This window comes from Mesoplasma entomophilum (assembly GCF_002804125.1).
Lineage (GTDB): Bacteria > Bacillota_I > Bacilli_A > Mycoplasmatales > Mycoplasmataceae > Mesoplasma > Mesoplasma entomophilum.
Window position 1 is genome coordinate 464,218 of sequence record NZ_CP024966.1, and the last position, 17,746, is coordinate 481,963.

General features: G+C 26.4%; 13 protein-coding genes, 1 rRNA gene and 1 other annotated feature. All 14 genes read right to left on the bottom strand.

The window, feature by feature from the left end:
* Positions 1–15 precede the first annotated feature (15 nt).
* On the bottom strand, positions 16–2,742 hold the full coding sequence (gene ileS, locus MENTO_RS02105; protein ID WP_099651227.1) for an isoleucine--tRNA ligase: 2,727 nt from the start codon (positions 2,740–2,742) through the stop codon (positions 16–18).
* 38 nt (positions 2,743–2,780) lie between these two features.
* Positions 2,781–2,995: a binding site (T-box leader), on the bottom strand.
* A gap of 26 nt (positions 2,996–3,021) precedes the next feature.
* Positions 3,022–3,999, bottom strand: coding sequence for an alpha/beta hydrolase (locus MENTO_RS02110; protein ID WP_167372709.1), 978 nt, complete (start codon positions 3,997–3,999; stop codon positions 3,022–3,024).
* A 71-nt stretch (positions 4,000–4,070) separates the two neighbouring features.
* Positions 4,071–4,469, bottom strand: a complete 399-nt coding sequence (gene sepF / locus MENTO_RS02115; RefSeq protein WP_167372682.1) for a cell division protein SepF — start codon at positions 4,467–4,469, stop codon at positions 4,071–4,073.
* 12 nt (positions 4,470–4,481) lie between these two features.
* Entirely contained in the window at positions 4,482–5,672 is a 1,191-nt protein-coding gene (ftsZ, locus tag MENTO_RS02120; protein WP_099651229.1) for a cell division protein FtsZ, read from the bottom strand.
* Between the two features lie 15 nt (positions 5,673–5,687).
* Complete coding sequence (locus MENTO_RS02125; RefSeq protein WP_099651230.1) at positions 5,688–6,995, bottom strand: hypothetical protein; 1,308 nt, start codon at positions 6,993–6,995, stop codon at positions 5,688–5,690.
* Positions 6,996–7,017: 22 nt separating this feature from the next.
* On the bottom strand, positions 7,018–7,944 hold the full coding sequence (gene rsmH / locus MENTO_RS02130) for a 16S rRNA (cytosine(1402)-N(4))-methyltransferase RsmH (RefSeq protein WP_099651231.1): 927 nt from the start codon (positions 7,942–7,944) through the stop codon (positions 7,018–7,020).
* On the bottom strand, positions 7,944–8,399 hold the full coding sequence (gene mraZ, locus MENTO_RS02135) for a division/cell wall cluster transcriptional repressor MraZ (RefSeq protein WP_099651232.1): 456 nt from the start codon (positions 8,397–8,399) through the stop codon (positions 7,944–7,946). The genes rsmH and mraZ overlap by 1 nt, the downstream gene beginning before the upstream one ends.
* Positions 8,400–8,532: 133 nt before the next feature.
* Positions 8,533–8,712 carry a 50S ribosomal protein L32 gene (gene rpmF / locus MENTO_RS02140; RefSeq protein ID WP_011183295.1) on the bottom strand — a complete coding sequence of 60 codons (180 nt, stop codon included), beginning with the start codon at positions 8,710–8,712 and terminating at the stop codon, positions 8,533–8,535.
* Positions 8,713–8,733: 21 nt separating this feature from the next.
* The gene (locus MENTO_RS02145) at positions 8,734–9,249 is read right to left on the bottom strand and encodes a YceD family protein (protein WP_244162686.1); all 516 of its coding nucleotides are present in this window, start codon (positions 9,247–9,249) and stop codon (positions 8,734–8,736) included.
* The gene (gene pheT, locus MENTO_RS02150; protein ID WP_099651233.1) at positions 9,233–11,614 is read right to left on the bottom strand and encodes a phenylalanine--tRNA ligase subunit beta; all 2,382 of its coding nucleotides are present in this window, start codon (positions 11,612–11,614) and stop codon (positions 9,233–9,235) included. The genes MENTO_RS02145 and pheT overlap by 17 nt, the downstream gene beginning before the upstream one ends.
* 7 nt (positions 11,615–11,621) lie before the next feature.
* Complete coding sequence (gene pheS / locus MENTO_RS02155; protein WP_099651234.1) at positions 11,622–12,674, bottom strand: phenylalanine--tRNA ligase subunit alpha; 1,053 nt, start codon at positions 12,672–12,674, stop codon at positions 11,622–11,624.
* Positions 12,675–12,688: 14 nt separating this feature from the next.
* Complete coding sequence (locus tag MENTO_RS02160; RefSeq protein WP_099651235.1) at positions 12,689–13,309, bottom strand: hypothetical protein; 621 nt, start codon at positions 13,307–13,309, stop codon at positions 12,689–12,691.
* 7 nt (positions 13,310–13,316) lie between these two features.
* Positions 13,317–17,549 carry an FtsX-like permease family protein gene (locus MENTO_RS02165; RefSeq protein WP_099651236.1) on the bottom strand — a complete coding sequence of 1,411 codons (4,233 nt, stop codon included), beginning with the start codon at positions 17,547–17,549 and terminating at the stop codon, positions 13,317–13,319.
* Positions 17,550–17,631: 82 nt separating this feature from the next.
* Positions 17,632–17,739: ribosomal RNA gene (gene rrf / locus MENTO_RS02170) — 5S ribosomal RNA — on the bottom strand.
* Between the last annotated feature and the right edge of the window lie 7 nt (positions 17,740–17,746).

Below are 17,746 nucleotides of genomic sequence, written 5' to 3' on the forward strand. Positions count from 1 at the left end.
ACCCCTTAAACATATTTATAATGATTTTACTACTGAATTACATCTTTCACAAATTTCATCATTAATTAATGTGTCAAATATTCCTCAACATCTTTCACATTTTGCTCCTTGTTTTGGTTCAACACCAACATAAGCTATTTTTTGTTCTGATAAACTTGAACAGTCACTCGTAAAATTTAATGAGTTAACAATGAATATTTTTTCTAATTCTGATGTTGACTCAATATTTTTAAACTCATCCTTTAAACAAACTTTAACAACAGCTTCAAAACCCTTATTAATAACTTTTTCTTCTCTTGCAATTTCTAATGCTTTATTTACGTCATCTCTTAAGATCATAATGTTATTTCATTTATTTACAAAATCATCTGACTCAATGAAATCTTGTTTTTTATTATCTAATAAATGAACAGATTCAACTTTTTTTAAGTTAACCATTGATTGGTAAACTTCTTCAATTGTATGAATTAATACTGGTCTTAATAAATCTATTAACATTCAAAGTTGTTCGTATAAAACCGTTTGAACTTGTCTTCTTCTTAATGAATCTTTTTGTTCGATATATAAAATATCTTTAATAAAGTCTAAATAGAATGAAGATAAATCTTTAGTTACATAATTTACTACTAAGTTATAAACTTGGTTATATGCTAAGTTATCATAAGCTTCACTAGCTTTATTTTTAATAACACTTAAATTGTGTAAAGCATATCTATCAACTTCAGTTAAATCTGATTGATAATCTTTGCTTGGATCAAAATCAAATAAGTTTGCTAAAATAAATCTCATTGTATTTCTTATTTTTCTGTAAGATTCACCAATTTGTTTAATAATTTCAGGGCCAATTTTTTGATCATCAGTGTAGTCTGTTGAAGCTACTCATAATCTTAAAATATCTGCTCCTTGTGTATTTGCAAATTCAATAGGGTCAATTCCATTACCTAATGATTTTGACATTTTATTTCCTTTTTCATCAACTGTCATTCCATGTGAAATAAGTTTTTTATATGGAGATTTACCTGAGTAAATAGTTGAGTTAATCATTGATGCATTAAATCATCCACGATATTGATCATTACCTTCTAAATATAAATCATATGGTAATGGTAAGTTTTCAAATCTTTCACTTAATGCAATAGCACTTGATCCTGAATCAAATCAAACGTCTAAAATATCTTTTTCTTTTCTTAGGTTTTTATTTCTGTAAGTTTCAGGCAAGAATGTATCTGCTGGTTTTTCAAATCATGAGTTTGTTCCAAGTTCAGCGATTCTATCAATAGCAAATGCTAAGATTTCATTGTTTAATACTAACTTATCATTTTCATCATAGAATGCAACAATTGGTACACCTCATAATCTTTGACGCGAAATAGTTCAATCAGTTCTATCTTCTAATACTTGATATAAACGTTTTTTAGCTCACTCTGGTTTTGTTGTTATTTTATCAACGTTAGCTAAAATTTCATCTTTTGCTTTATCTAAACCAATAAATCATTGTGAAGTACAACGGTATATAACTGGTTTTTTAGTTCTTCAGTCATGTGGATAAGAGTGTGAAACAAATTTTAATTTTAATAATCTTTGTTTAGCGTCTAAATCCATTCCAACAATTTTATTCGCATCTTCATAAAATACACCAACTAGTTCTTTATTAAATTCAGCAATTTCGTTTGTGAATTTACCTTGATCATCAATTGGAGCAAATGGTTCTAAACCATGTTGTTTTACGATTAAGTAGTCATCTTCGCCAAAACCACCAGCGATATGAACAATACCTGTTCCTGCTTCATCAGTAACATGATGTCCAATTACAATTTGATTAATTTTTTGTTCATACAGTGGGTGAGCATATTTAATACCTGCAATTTCAGGGCCTTTTAGAGTTTCTAAAATTTCAAATGTTTCTCAACCAATTTGTTCAGCCACTTTATTAACTAATGACGACGCTAAAATAAATTTTCTATTGTTTGCTTTAACAATATTATATTCTATGTTTTCACCAACAGCAGCCATTTGGTTTGAAGGGATAGTTCAAGGTGTTGTTGTTCAGATAACAATTTCAGTATCAGTGTCAATTTTTGCATTACCTTCAACAATTTTCATAGCTACAAAGATAGTTGGTGATTTAACATCTTTATATTCAATTTCTGATTCAGCTAAAGCAGATTCACTTGAAGGAGATCAGTAAATAGGTTTTAAGGCTTTGTAAACCATTTCTTTTTCATACATTTTCTGGAATAATCTTAATTCACTAACTTCAAAATCATGCGTCAAAGTTACATATTTGACATCACTATTTGAAAAAATACCTAAACGTTTAAATTGGTTAGCTTGATTTGCAACTTGTTTTAAAGCGTAATCTTTACACATATTTCTAAATTCAACTGCAGGTGTTTTTTTACGATCAATACCCATTTTAGTAACAGCTGTTTCAATAGGCAATCCATGTGTATCTCATCCCATGATAAAAGGAGCTAAATATCCATTAGCGTTTTTTCATCTAATTATCATATCTTTTAAAGTTTTATTCAATGCATGACCAATATGTAAATCACCATTAGCATATGGTGGACCATCATGTAACATAAATAAAGGCTTACCTTCATTTAATTTTTGTTTTTTATCATAAATACCTTTTGCTTCTCACATTTCTTGGATTACTGGTTCTTTATCTTTTAATCCGGCTCTCATGTCAAAATCTGTTTGACCTATTAATAATGTATCTTTATAAACATTTTTCATTTTCTAATCTCCTTTTAAAAATAAAAATCGCCCCTATAAAAAGGAGCGATCAACCGCGGTACCATCCTAATTAATAAATTAAAACTTAATTTATCATCTTTAAGGTTTTAACGGTGCCACCGCAGAATTCTACTCAATATAATTTTTCTTTTCTGTTAAAAAAAGGTGATATCTTTTAAATATTATTACTAGTTCACACCAAACACTAGTTCTCTCTAAATAATTGATTTAAAAAACTTGTCCTTTAGTTTTTATAATAATATTTTATCTTATTTTTGATTAAATTTGATGTTTTTTTACAAATTCAGTTGTTCTTAAAATGTAATCTTCAGTAAACTTAATAATTGATTTAGTGTGATTAATTCCAGTATCATAAATAATCAATTCATTTGCCTCTGATTCTTCAATGTTATTTTTGACATCATGCATTTTAAAACTATCCAAAAAGTTTGTTACTCGATCAAATCTATTATGAATATACATAATCGGTATATATTTATGCTTTGCTTCAATTAAATTAATAAAATCAAGTTCAGCTAGATTTACACCATATTCATTCTTATAAATTTTTAACATATCTTCTAACACTAAGTTAACGTAATTTTCAAATATTTTTGGAGCATTATTAGCAACCATTCTTCTTAAGAGTTTTGAAACTGACATATAAGCTGAATCAGAGATTGCTCATTTAATATTATTCTCTTTAACAAATTTTTCCTCTGTTAAAGCCAAGTAATTAACTGTAAAACCACCCATACTTGTTCCAACAAGACCTATTTCTTCTGGTTTATAATTTTGTGTTACTCATGAAATAATTGTCATTAAGTCTCACTTTTCTTTATAACCTCAAGTTACAACATCACTATCACTTGATCCGTGATTTCTAAAATCAAAAGTTATAATATTGTATCCTAGTGAACGATAGTGTCAAGTTAAATATAAAACATTGAATCTTCCAGAATTAAACCCATGTACACCTATTACTCATTTGTTACTTGGTTTAGGGTTCAATCATACACTTGCAACTATTTTTACGCCATCTTTTGAAAGAATCGTAAAGTTAGATGTTGGGTTTTTATATTCTTTTATTTTTAATTTCTTATTTGAATTTCTATTAGTCGAATTAAAGTTATTAATCGCTTTAACAAAATTAATTTTTAAGCTAGCAGCTTCTTCACGTTGTTTGATTATTTTTGAAAAACTTGAGTTCCACATTTGAATCATTTTATGTGCTAATGTTGAATATTCTGACATAATAACCTCTCTTCTATTATTTATATTTTACTATAAACATACAAATAAAAATGAAATAAAAAAATAAGCAATGCTTATTTCCTAATTAATATTTTATAAATGTTACCTTCAATTTTTTTGTAGATACCATCGTTAATGTATATTACACCTGATATAAAATCAATAATTCTTCTTTTTTCTGTTTTTTCTAATTCAGAAAGATCTATTAAAACAATTTTATTAACTTTCAATTCATCTGCAATTTTTGCTGCATCTGAAAATGAAACTGGTTTAATTATTTCAGTTCTTCTAGAAGGAATATCTTGGTTGATTGTGTTTAATTCACTTTCTTTTGCATATTCCACTTCTTCATTAGTAGATTTCATTTCTTCATCATAAATACTGTATGCATTTACATCGCTTAAAGCTTGATCTGTTTCCCCTGATTCAACTTTTTTAGCTTTTATTTTATCTAATAGTTCTTTAATTTTCATTTTATTCTCCTACTACTTCAAGAATGTTGGGAAATCATCTTCAGTTTCATCAGAATAATTTGAAGTTGTGTTATTTGTAGAGTGCATAGTTTGGTGTGCGTGTAATACATCTTCTTCAAAAGATGTTTGAACTTTTGGTTCTTCTTCAACATGAGTTGATTTGTAAAGACTTGATGTTCTTAAGTTAGCAAATGTTGATGTTGCGTTTGATTTTGTTCCTAAACTTGCTGTTGCTTTCATCATTTCTTCGTCAAATCCAGTGGCAATAACAGTTACAACTAATTCATCTTTTTCAGTTAATTCTTTATTAATGGCAACTCCAAATACAATGTTTACCTCTGGATTATCAATTGCTTGGTTAACAACGTCAACAACATCATAAGCGTCATTTAATGATATCCCTTCTCCACCAGTAACATTAACAATAACGTCTTTAGCTCCTACAATAGCAGCTTCTAGTAAAGTTGATGAAATAGCATCATTTGCTGCTAAGTTAGCTTTATCTGGTCCTGTTCCTAATCCAATCCCAAATAATGCATTTCCTTTTTTAGACATAACTGTTTTAACGTCCGCGAAGTCTAAGTTAATTAGCGCTGGTACTGCAATTAAATCTGTAATTGTTTGAACACCTTGTTTTAAAATTGCGTCAGCTTCAGCGAATGCCTCTTGAATAGGTTTAGCTCCAATAAATTCTAATAAACGGTCATTTGAAATAACAATTGTTGAATCAACATATTTTTTTAATTCAATAATTCCTTCTTCAGCAAAAGTATTTCTGTATTTACCTTCAAATCTGAATGGTTTAGTTACAATAGCAACAACTAATGCTCCTGTTTCCTGAGCGATTCTTGCGATAACTGGAGCAGCACCTGTTCCAGTTCCTCCACCCATTCCAGCTGTTACGAAAATTAAGTCAGCACCTTCAAGTGCAGCTTTTAATTCATTTTCTGATTCTAATGCAGCTGTTTTACCTACTTCAGGATTTGCTCCAGCTCCTAATCCCTTAGTTGATTTTTCGCCCAAAATGATTTTATTTGGAACATTTGATCCTGCTAAAACTTGTGCATCAGTATTTGCTATATAGAAATCAACACCATGTGCTCCTTGTTCGAACATTCTTGATACGGCGTTATTTCCACCACCACCAACTCCAATAACTTTTATTTTGGCTTTTTGGCTAAATTCTTGTGTATTATTGTTCATAATTTTTTCTCCTTTTTATGCTTCTACTTTATCTATTAGTATACCATCATTTTTTAAATATAATTGACTACTTGCTTTATTTTGACCACTGAAATCATCATAAAATGAAAACTGCATGTTAAGACCTGCATTGGTAATTTTTTGCTTTTTAGTTTTAATTTGAGTTGTGATAAATTTATTTACAATTTTACTAATGAAACCATAACTCTCAAAGTGTTCATTATTTTTTAAAGCTCCTATAATTCTTACTTGATTAATGTAATCAGAAGAAACTTTATTGTTTGATATTAAAGATATTCCATTTGGAATTTCTTGAATTAAACCAAAATTAAATATTGGTGTTACAACAAAATCAATTTTTTCTTTTGAAACAAATGACTCTTTAATTTCTTTATAAGCTTCTTTAACGTATTTTTTTACAATTAATTGAATTTGTTCACCTGATAATGTTTTAGTAATGACTGAATTTTTAAATTTTAAAAGTATTGTTCTTAAAATGTTTGATGAATCAAAGTTAATGTTGTTGTATAAATAATGTTTACTCATCTCATCACTTAATCCAAATTCATCTGATAATTTTGCAATAACTTTATTCATTCCAAAATTTGTTGAAGTATATTCAATAAAAGACCCATTTTTAAATAAACCAGCTTCAATATGTTCTTCTTTTCAGTTAACCACAACAATATCATTTTCGTCTTTTCCAGGTCTTTGAATTGAGTTGTATAAAGCTTCAAGATTGGTCATAAAAGAATTTTCACCATCTTCAACTTTTTCAATTACATTTTTATGTGTATCATAAACTTTTTTGAAAATTGATCTTACTGAAACAGTTAATTCAATATTATTACCTTCAACTTTTAAGTTTTTATTAGCATATTTAACACCATCAATTTTAATTTTTGCAAATTGAACATCTAAATGAAATGCATTATTTGCTTGTTGCTCTTTTTTAACAGTTTTTTTGAATAAATCATTAATATATTCTTCATTAATTAAAATTGTACTTGAACTATTAATATGATAAGTTCTTGTTGCAAATGCATAAGTTGAACTAGGTAGAATCATAAAAATTTTATTATCTTTGAAATCGGCTTGATCTTTAATAATAGATTTGATAACTGCTGAAATTTCTTTTTTAAGTTCACTTGAAACTGAACTTTTAACGATTCCATTATCAGTTAAAAAGGCAGAGTTATTTTTAGCTTCAATTTCGTGTTCAAAAATAGAAATAATGTTTTTTTCTAATACTCTATAAGCATTAATTTTAACTACATTTTTTCTAATTTCTACTGTTGTGAATGTTTTATTATTTCCTATCATAACTTTTACCTCTTTTTATTTCTTATTTTTTCTCTATAACTCATAGTTTTGCACTATGGCTTCTGTTATTATTTTCAATTTCTGTGTTTGTAGGTTTTAATGGTTTCTTGAAAAGTAATTTAAAGTCTTTTGACGATTCAACTTCATAAGGTAAATTGCTTAAATAAAATTGTTGCTCATCAAGTGTATACTTCTTAAATATATTTTTAACTACTTTTTCTTCTAACGAATGGAAAGTAATAACTACTATTCTTCCTTTTGAATTTAATAAGTTTAAACTTTGCTCTAATGAACTTTCTAAAGTTTCCATTTCATTGTTAACTCTTATTCTTAAAGCTTGAAAAGTTTTTTTAGCTGGGTGTTTTTGTTGTTTCAAAATTTTTGCAGGCAAGGATTTTTTAATTACTGCTACTAATTCAAAAGTTGTATTAATTGGTCTTGAAGCAATTATGTTTTTAACAATTGATCTAGCAAACTTTTCATCTCCATAGTTTCACAATATTTGTTCAAGTTCATCTTGACTATAATTATTTACTATTTCATGAGCTGTTAAATTATTGTTGGTTCTATCCATTCTCATGTCAAGTGGACCATCAAATCTATAACTGAATCCTCTTTCTGCCACATCAAATTGTGGTGAAGAAACTCCTAAGTCGTAAAGGATTCCATCAACTTTGAATACTCCTTGCATTGCTAACATTGCTGAAATATTAACAAAGTTTCCTTCTAAGATTTTGAAATTATCACTAATTTGTTTAAGTTTTTCAGTTCCTTCGTTAATAGCTGTTTCATCTTGGTCAATTGAAAATAATTTACCCTTACTTAATCTTTTTAATATTTCACTTGAATGCCCTGCTCTACCAAGAGTGCAGTCAACATAAGTTCCATTTTCATTTATGTTTAAGTAATCAATTGATTCTTTTAATAATACTGGTATATGTTTTTCCATTATTTATTTAAACCTTGATAAATTGTTTCAGCAATTTCTTCCATTTTGTCACTATTTTCATTTTGATAATTGTCATATGAGTTTTGATCTCATATTTCAACTCTGTCACCCATCCCAAGAATGTAAACACTTTTTTCAATGTTGGCTAATTTTAATAAGTTGTTTGGGATTTTAATTCTCCCCATCTTATCAATCTCGACTTCATGAGTATTACCAATAATTTCACGGGTTAACATTCTTGTTTCTTTATTAAAAGAAGAAAGATTTAAGATTTGAGAGCTTCATTTTTCAAATTCTTCTTCAGTTCTCATTTCAAGGCTTCCTTCGAAACCTTTAGAAACATAAACTGTTGAGTTTAAAATCTTGTTTCTCATTTTTGAAGGAATGGTAAGTCTTTGCTTATCATCCAGATTATGATCATATGTTCCAAAGAATAACATACCACTTTCCCCCATTTCTTCCCACTTTATAAATATATATTACTATATTTATTCTATTTTGTTAATAAAAAATGCAAAAGTTATTTAAAATGTTAAATAAATACAAAAAAAGATGAGGATCACCTCATCTTTTTATTATTAACAGAAATTAATCTTGAACAGATTTAACTTCTTTTCCTTTATAGAATCCACATTCTCTACAAACTCTGTGTGGTTTAATCATTGACCCACAGTTTTCGCATGAAACTAAATTAGAAGCTACTAAAGCTAAATGACTTCTTCTTTTATTTTTAGCAGATTTACTTGTCTTTCTAAATGGTACAGCCATCTCAAAACCCCCTTAACATTTTTATTTTTTTTTGAACTCATTTAATTTATCTCATCTCTGATCAACTTTGTTTTGTTCACTTTGATAAAACTCATCTTCAGACATAATTGTCCAACCAAATCCAGTCTTTTTTATTATATCACTATTATTTGATAAATTGAAAGGTAAATTTATATTTATTTGTTCGATTACATAGTTTTTTATATCAAATTCTTCACCAACTATAATGTTAGCATGATCATTTATAGAATTTGAAAATGAATATTCATCATTTCAATCAATTGAATCTGTATATTCAAATTCCTCACCAGTTCTAGAATCGATCGCATCAAGTGTAAAATTAATCACACCATTAACGTTTACCGTTTCAATTGAGTCAACTCAATCAACATCAATATCATAATCTAAATACTTAACTTTTTTAACTAGCACATTATTAAGCTTAATAGCTTCTAAATCACTAATTATTTCAGTTAATTCCGTATGCGCATTTTTTTCAAAATATTGTCTATTCATCATATTATCTAACTTTAACATTAAGTTTTTTTAAATTACTTAATATTCTTTCAAAATCATCATTAATTTCTTTTTCAGTTAATTGGTGATCTAAACTATTAAATGTTAATTTAACAGTTAAAGATGAAATATTTTGTTTATTCATTTCATCATCAGAATATTTGTCTATTACTTTGTAATTAGTTAAGTAATTTAAATCTTTTAACATTGCCTTAACAATTGAATCAAATGAAACTTCATTTTTCAATTCAAAAGAAATATCTCTTGTTGATTGTTGGAATTTTGAAACCTCATTAGTTACATGTACTTTATCTGCTATTTCTAATAATAAGTTTAAGTTTACTTCGCAAATGAATGTTGGGTGAATTTTATTAGCAGATTCAAATGCTGGGTTTAATTTATAAATAAATCCAACTTTTTTATTTTTATGTTTGATAACAGCATTAATGTATGGGTGAATTTCATCAATTACTTTTTCATTCACTTCAAATGTTATATTAGAAGTGTTAATTCTGTATAAATCTAAGATACTCATTAATACTGAGCTTATATAAGCATAATTTGATTTAATATGTACTTGATTTAAAGAATCAGAGATTGCTTCACCTGATACACCAAAACATAAGTTAGATTGTCTAAATCCATTCAATGCAAATATATCCGCCATTTCAAAAAATTTAACTGATTTATTACCATTATTAGCATTAAAAATAATTGTTTCAATCATTGATTTTGATAAATTGTTTCTAAATGTTTCACGTTGACTTGATAAAGGACTCATTAAAACAACTGGATCTTTAACTTTGAATAGGTTTCAAGTTTTATTTGATTCAATATCAGTTAATGAATAAGTTTTAATGTTATTAAATCCTGCACCAACTAAATAATCGCTTAATTTATCTTTAAGTTTTTTATCTAAGTTTTTAGTTTTCTTGAAACTTACATATTCTAATGGTTGTTCGATGATGTTGTCATAACCATATAATCTAGCTATTTCTTCACAAAGATCATTTTTACCATATATGTCTGTTCTGTTTTTATCAATAGTAAATGTTAATTCTGATTTCTTAACAGATATATCAATATCTAATGTTCTAAATAAACTTATAATTTCATCAATTGTTATTTCAATACCAAGAATATCTTTAACTTTTTCTAAAGTTATTGAGTAAACATTATCATAGTTTTGTTTTTGAATAGTTGTTACTACTTTTTGCACATCTTCAATCATCTTATATTCATTTAAGATTGTAACTAATTCTTCAATCCCTTGATCATAAAGATTTGGATTTAAGGGCTTAGCATATCTTTGTGTGTCAACATTACTTATGTTTAAGTTTTTTTGCTGTTTACGCATTGTGATTTGATCAAGATTTAGCATAACAACTAACATTGTATTTGTGCTTTCTGTGACTTTAAATTTTTCTTCAGTTTTTAATCCTAAAATATTTACAATATCCTTATTTGATTTTAAAACTACTAATTCCTTTTCATCAATAATTTGTTTTGTCAAAGTTAATTCTCCATTAACTTTTTCAGCATCAATTAAAATAAATGGTTGACCTGAAATTAAAGTCGCCATGTTAGCGATGTTTTCAAATTTATTTTCTGTTGATTTAACGTTAGAATGCTTTAGTCAAACATCATGTGATGAATCAAAAGGCGTATTTGTATTTTTTAAACCAATAAAAGTATGTGACACAGTATTCACTGCTTCTTCAACTTTTTTATTTACTTCAATGTTAATTGATTCAGATGATTTTTCATATTTAATTTTGTGTTCTGAATGATTAATTTGTAAATCAAAGTAATTCGCAATTTCTTTAACTAATTGTTTTGCAGCTAATGCATCGCTTCTATTTAAAGTTAAGTCTACTTCAAATGTGTAGTCATCATAGTTCAATACTTCACTGATTTCTTTTCCAACCATTTCATCCATGTTTTTAAAGATTGAATCAATGTAGTAGACTTCTACTTGTTCAGCCTCAGTTAGAACTGAGTTAGGTAATCCAATTTCATTGAAACCACAGAACATACCTTCAGATGTAATACCTAAAATTTCTCTATTTTCCAATTCAAGTCCATTAGCCAATTTAGCACCTGGTAAAGCTACAATTGCAAATTTATCTTCTTCAATATTTCTTGATGTTGATAAAATTGTTACATATTTATTTTCACCAATACGAGTTTTAGTTTTGTTTAATTTTGTTCCTTCAATTGGATCAACTTCTTCAATATGACCAATAACTAATTTTGTATTTAATTTTGCATAATCAATTTCTTGTTCTACTTCAAATCCTAAAGAGTTTAGACATACTGAAATTTGTTCATTTGTTATATTAGAAAGATCTAAATATTTTTCTAATCATTTTCTTGTAATAATCATATTCTATCTACTCCCCATAAAATTTAAATTGTTCTAAAAACTTAACATTGTTTTCATATAAGTTTCTAATGTTTGAAATTCCAAATTTAAGCATTGCTATTCTTTCAATACCAGCTCCAAATGCTAAAGCAGTATTTTTTTCTGGATCCATTCCATTTAACAACATTACTTGTTCATTAATAATTCCTGATCCTAAAATTTCAATTCACCCTGAATATTTGCATATTGAACAACCTTGACCAGCACATTTGAAACAACTTACATCAACTTCTACACTAGGTTCAGTAAATGGAAAAAGACTTGGTCTTAATCTGATATTAACTTCTTCACCAAATAATCTTTTACACATGTATTTTAATACTCATTTCAAATTAGCAAAAGTAATTTTTTTACCAATACATAGTAAGTCTAATTGCATAAATTGGTGTGAGTGTGTTGCATCATCGTCGTCTCTTCTATAAACATTACCAATAGCAACACAAGCGTAATTGCCTTCAAAGTTTTTATCTTCTGCCATTTGAGTTAAAACTCTGGCAGTCATGTGTGTACAGTGAGTACTTAAAACTGTTTCTTCATTAATGTAGAAAGTGTCTTGCATATCTCTAGCTGGGTGACCAACTGGTAAGTTTAATTTTTGGAAACAATATTCATCACTTTCAACATCATTTCCATTTAAAACATCAAATCCAATTTCAGTAAAGATTTGAGTAATTTCTTCAACAACAATATTAAGAGGATGTTTAGTACCAAATTGCGCTAATGACCCTGTAAGTGAAACATCAATTTTTTCACTTGCTAATTTTGCATCAAGTTCTTCTTTTTTGACTCTTGCTATAAACTCATCAATAGTTGAAGTAATGAATGTTCTTAACTCATGACTTGCAATACCAATTGCTTGTTTATTCTCAGCATCTGAATCTTTTAAAGATTTTAAAATCACACTTAATTCTGATTCTTTACCTAATAAAGATTTTTTTAATTTTTCAGCATCATCGACTGTCTTAACTTTGTTTAAATCAGATACGAATTGCTCTTTAATCTTATTAATTTTTTTTATCATAAAAACTCCTTTTGCTATTTTAATAAAGCTGTTTGTTTTAAAGAAACTAACTTCATTTCATTTTCTTTTAAATTTTCTTCATATGCTTGAACAACTATCCCAATAATAGAGTTATTTGGTTCTGCTTTTTGTAAGGTTTTCAATTTTTTAAATATAAAGTTTTGAAAATTTTTTTTGTATTTTTCTAATTCATATTCAAAATATAAATTTGTATCATAGTGTTTATTATTAACCATTTTAACTTCAATATTTTCATTTCAATATATTATTTGTTCAATCAAAATATCATTAATAAATGTTTTTGTTGAACTATATATAAAAGCTAAAAATTCTTCATATATATTGTAAATAATTTTATCATTATTAGTTTGAATTAGGTAGTCCCACATTGTTTGTTCTACTTCTTTATTAAAAACTCTAATTTGATCAATTGCTTCATTAAAGTTTGAAATTGTTTTTCTTGTTAATTCTTTTTTATATTTCATATTTAAATATTTTAAGAATCTTGGTTTAGAAATAATTTCAAACAGGTTTGTATATTCCCATGTAAAATTTATTTCAAATATTTTTGTTGCTTGTTCTTTTTTAATTCTGGTGTTTTCAAAGTGATTTATTATTGATTGTTTTACTTCCATATTTCTCCTAAGCTAAACTTGTTATTTGAGTTAAAGGATTTCTTTTAACTTGTTTATTTGATGCATATCATCCAAACAATAATACTACTGAAATAACTCCTAAAGTGATCAATATAGTTCTTAAATCAACACTCATAAAAATATAAACGCTAAACTTACCAGCTATTCAATTTAATAAAATTTTTCAAAATATGACAGATCCAACATATGCAATAATAAATGAAACTAATGCACCAATTGCATAACTCCCCATTACTACTCAGTTAATTTCTTTATCTTTATATCCTAATGCTTGTAAAGTTAAGATTATTATTTTTGCTTCTTCCACTATAATTCCAATAATAACAACAAGAATAATAGCCAATAAAATTGTTGTTAGTAATACGAACACTAACATGATTTGATTAACAATTTCAGTTGCTTTGTTTATAACTAATGTATTAATAACAAAAGAACTAGTTACACTCATTTTGCTTATTCCCAAAATATAGGGATTAATAATTGATTTACTATCTGGTTTTTCATTTTGATACATTGTTTGTGTTGTTTTAAAAATAGGTTTTAAGATATCTGCCATAATGGCTTTATTTGCTTTAACTTGAATTGTAAAGTTTTGTTCAATAACTTTTAGTGACATTAACATTTTAGTCATGTCTTTGTTTTTTAAATCAATGTCCAACATTTTATTTTTTGAATATAAGTTTGAATACATTGGAATTTGTTTTAAGTTTTCTGAATAATACATATTTTTAAAATGTTCATTGCTTAGTCAAATAGTATTCACAAGCATTTTAATACTTTCATTTTTGTTTATTCCGACTATTCTAATACGTACTTTTTGTTTTACAGTTGTTTTTGTTTCTAACTCAATAATGTCATTAACTTTATAATTATATGTTTTAGCCATACTATAAGGAATAATTCCATTAATTATGTCTGTTCCCGCATTTTCTTTTTCAGAATTTTTAAATCTATTCATTTGCTCTGCGCTAATATCAGCAAAATTGAATGCTTGTTCAAAATTTCCATAGTCATTGCTTTGCGTATTTACTAATCTAGCACTAACATCAAGATCATCATAAGTTCCTTCTTGAGATAGCATAACAGTGTTGAATAAAACTTCATTTTCTTTATCAAACATAATTTCATTTATATTCATCATGTAATCATAGTTGTCATAGTTAGCATAATCAGTTAATTGAACTGTTTTAAATACATTTGATGAAGTTGTAGACATATTTGCGAAATTAGACTGAACTAAAATATTAACTAAACCTTTAAATTCATCATCAAATATATCAATAAATTGAGTTAGTAATCAATTTTCAGAAACTTTAATTTGTTGATCGCTTAGTATATTTACTTTATTAACCAAGTTGCTTTCTTGCAATTTTTTATAAGCTTTATTAAAGTTTTCACTAGTTACTTTAGTTGCAAAATCTTTAATCCCTATTTTTTCTCCATTGGTTTTCCCCATTAGTTCTGGTAATACAGAATAAGTTAAGTCAATTTGAGCAGTTTTTAATGAATAAATATATGCCAAGTCTTTACTAAAAATATTTTTTGCTTGCTCTGAATTCATATTTCCAATTGTCAATGAATTTTCATTTTTAAGATTACTATTAATATTAATTTTTTCTTTAGTTTCACCTGTTTGTTTAACTTCTTCTACAGCTTTTATATAATTAGCATCTTGTGAATTTAAATCGTAGTTTAAAATAGTTGATATAAAGTTTAATTTTTTACCTTCTTCATTTACATTAATCGGTTCAGTTTTAATTTTAGAAGTTTCTAGAATATAAAGCATTTCATCTTTTGGCAACATGAATTCTACTTTTTCAGAAATTGTTTTTAATGACATAAAATAATTATTTGTCATTTGAATAACAGCATCAACTTTAAATCTGATATCATTTTCTGCTTCAATACTTTTTAAATAATCATTTGTATTATCAAAAGCAGAATAATCGCTATATTTGTAATTAACATTTTCCTTAGAAGTTTTTTTATAAACATACTTACCATTTGCATCTTTAATATCAACTTGAGGATTTGAATTTCCTCACTGGAACATATGATCAATTTTTTCATTGTAAACAGCAAAAGTTTGATTTAACATTTTTGTCATAAGTGTTTGTGCACCAAATAATAATATGTATGTAAATGATGCTGCAGCAAATAATATTTGTACTGTGTAAAATTTTCCTTTTGAAGTTTTAACAAAAGCTCTTCTTAATCTTCAATTAAAAGTTGCTTGCCCTGTAAATATTTTTCTAAATATAAAAGGCTGCTTAATATTTGTTTTAACTTTTTTACCATTAGACATTAATGACAATACAGGTTCTTTGATATAGAAGATTGTTGTTATGTAACTTATTAATAAAAATAAACCTGGAATAATAATAAATAAACTAAATAAAAACATCGGACTAGTATATATTCTACTAAAACTTATTGTTATAGTATTATCAAAAGCTTGAGCTGCAAATAATTGAATTGGTATTGATATAAAAAATCCTATTATTAAACTTATTAAAAATATTAAACCAGTTTTTATTGAGAAAATTCAACTTAATTCGCTTGTTTTGTATCCAAATGATTTAAATATACCAAGTTGTTTTCTTGTCTCATTCATTTCTTTTTTCAATTGGAAATTGATAAATACAAATGATAGTACTAAAATAATAATTCCTAAAACAAGGTTAATGATAATTCTTATCTTTAAATTGTCCAATGATGTTGCTAAACTTGTTTCTTTTCATGGTATTAAACTTGTTTCAAGATTTGATAGTATTTTTATTTCTTCACCATCTTTATTAAGTGTAAATAAGTTGTATGGTGTCTCAGGCGCTGACGCTGCGTTTTTGATTTTTACTTCCAAACCATAGTTTGAACTACTAGTTAAAAAATTTCAAGAATAATTTCTGAACTCATTAATAAATGATTGATTAAAATACAAGAAACCATAATTTTCCATTGTTTGAGAAAATGAAGAGTAATTAGGACCAGGAACAAAATCATCAAAAGTTTGACCAATTCCAACAACTTTAACTTTTAAATTTTCACTATTGAAGAATCCTTCTTTTGGAGCAAAGTTAAATGAATCTAATATTTTTGAAAATGCTGTATTTGATATTTGTTGAGAAGGTATTTCAATTTCATCACCAACATTAATCTTATTTTTTGTTGCATAAGCTGACGAAATTACTACTTCAGGCATCTGACCTAATCTTCATTTATCAGCTCTTTTTGAATTCTTAGCTTTTTTATCAAAAATAATATTATTAAATTCTTCTCCAGAATCATTCTTTATTTCAAATGTTTTTTTAGATTCAGTAGGTAGTGAATTTGAATTTGAAAATGCAAAGTTTTTATTTATATTTAGTTTATACAATTCCTTATTTGAATTTGAATTTAGTATTTGATCAAATAAAAATATTCGATCATCATGTTGATATTTACTTGAAGCTAAAATTTCAGAATATTTATCATCAAAAATTGTATAAGCTGAAATTTTAATTGTTTGAGGTTTTCATGCTTCGAATGATTTTTCAATATTTTCCATTAAAGCAGTTATCATTTTTTTTAAATCTTCAATTGTTTTAATTTCATTAATCGGTAGTAAATTTAATTCAATACTGATACCATTCATAGAAGCAAAAGAATAAACTCTATAAAATGCTGAAAAAAGAATTGATGATAATTCAGGAATAAGTTTTGTTTTATCATCATCTTGTAAAAAATTATTTAATTCATAGTAAGCTTCTTTCAAACTTTTTTGAATATGCAAATTCAAAATTTGTTTTGGATTAATATTTGAATCTTTAACATCTAATTCAATAGCAGACAAATTAGCACCGCTTCGATAATTTTTTAAAGCATTATTTACTAATAAAGTTAAAAGTTCATTTTTTTCATCAGCAGATGAAGTTGATGAAACTCCTAGTTCTTGTTTGATTTTTTCATCCAAAAGACTTATAAAGTTTTCATCTAGATATTTTTTACTATAATTAACAACAAAATCTTCACTATATGAAATTTCATTTTTTCTTGAAGAATAATTGGTATTATATGCAATATTTTGCTTTTGAGCTGATTGCATTTTTGAATAGATTTGTAGAGGTGTAGCAAGCATTCCAATAACTGATGCAGCTAAAGTGACAATAAAAATTATCATGAATAAAGTTGATAATCAGTTTTTAAAAAAAGTCTTTAAATAACTTTTCATTATTTTATTCATTTACATCACCAAAAACCTTTCATATTTATATATATTCTAACATTTTATGCATAAAAAAAGAATCCTTGCGGATTCTTTCATAAACTGGCAGCGTTCTATTTTCTCACAATGCAATATCGTCGACGCTGTAGAGCTTAACTTCTGTGTTCGGTATGGGAACAGGTGTGACCTCTACGCTATGACCACCAGATCTTTTT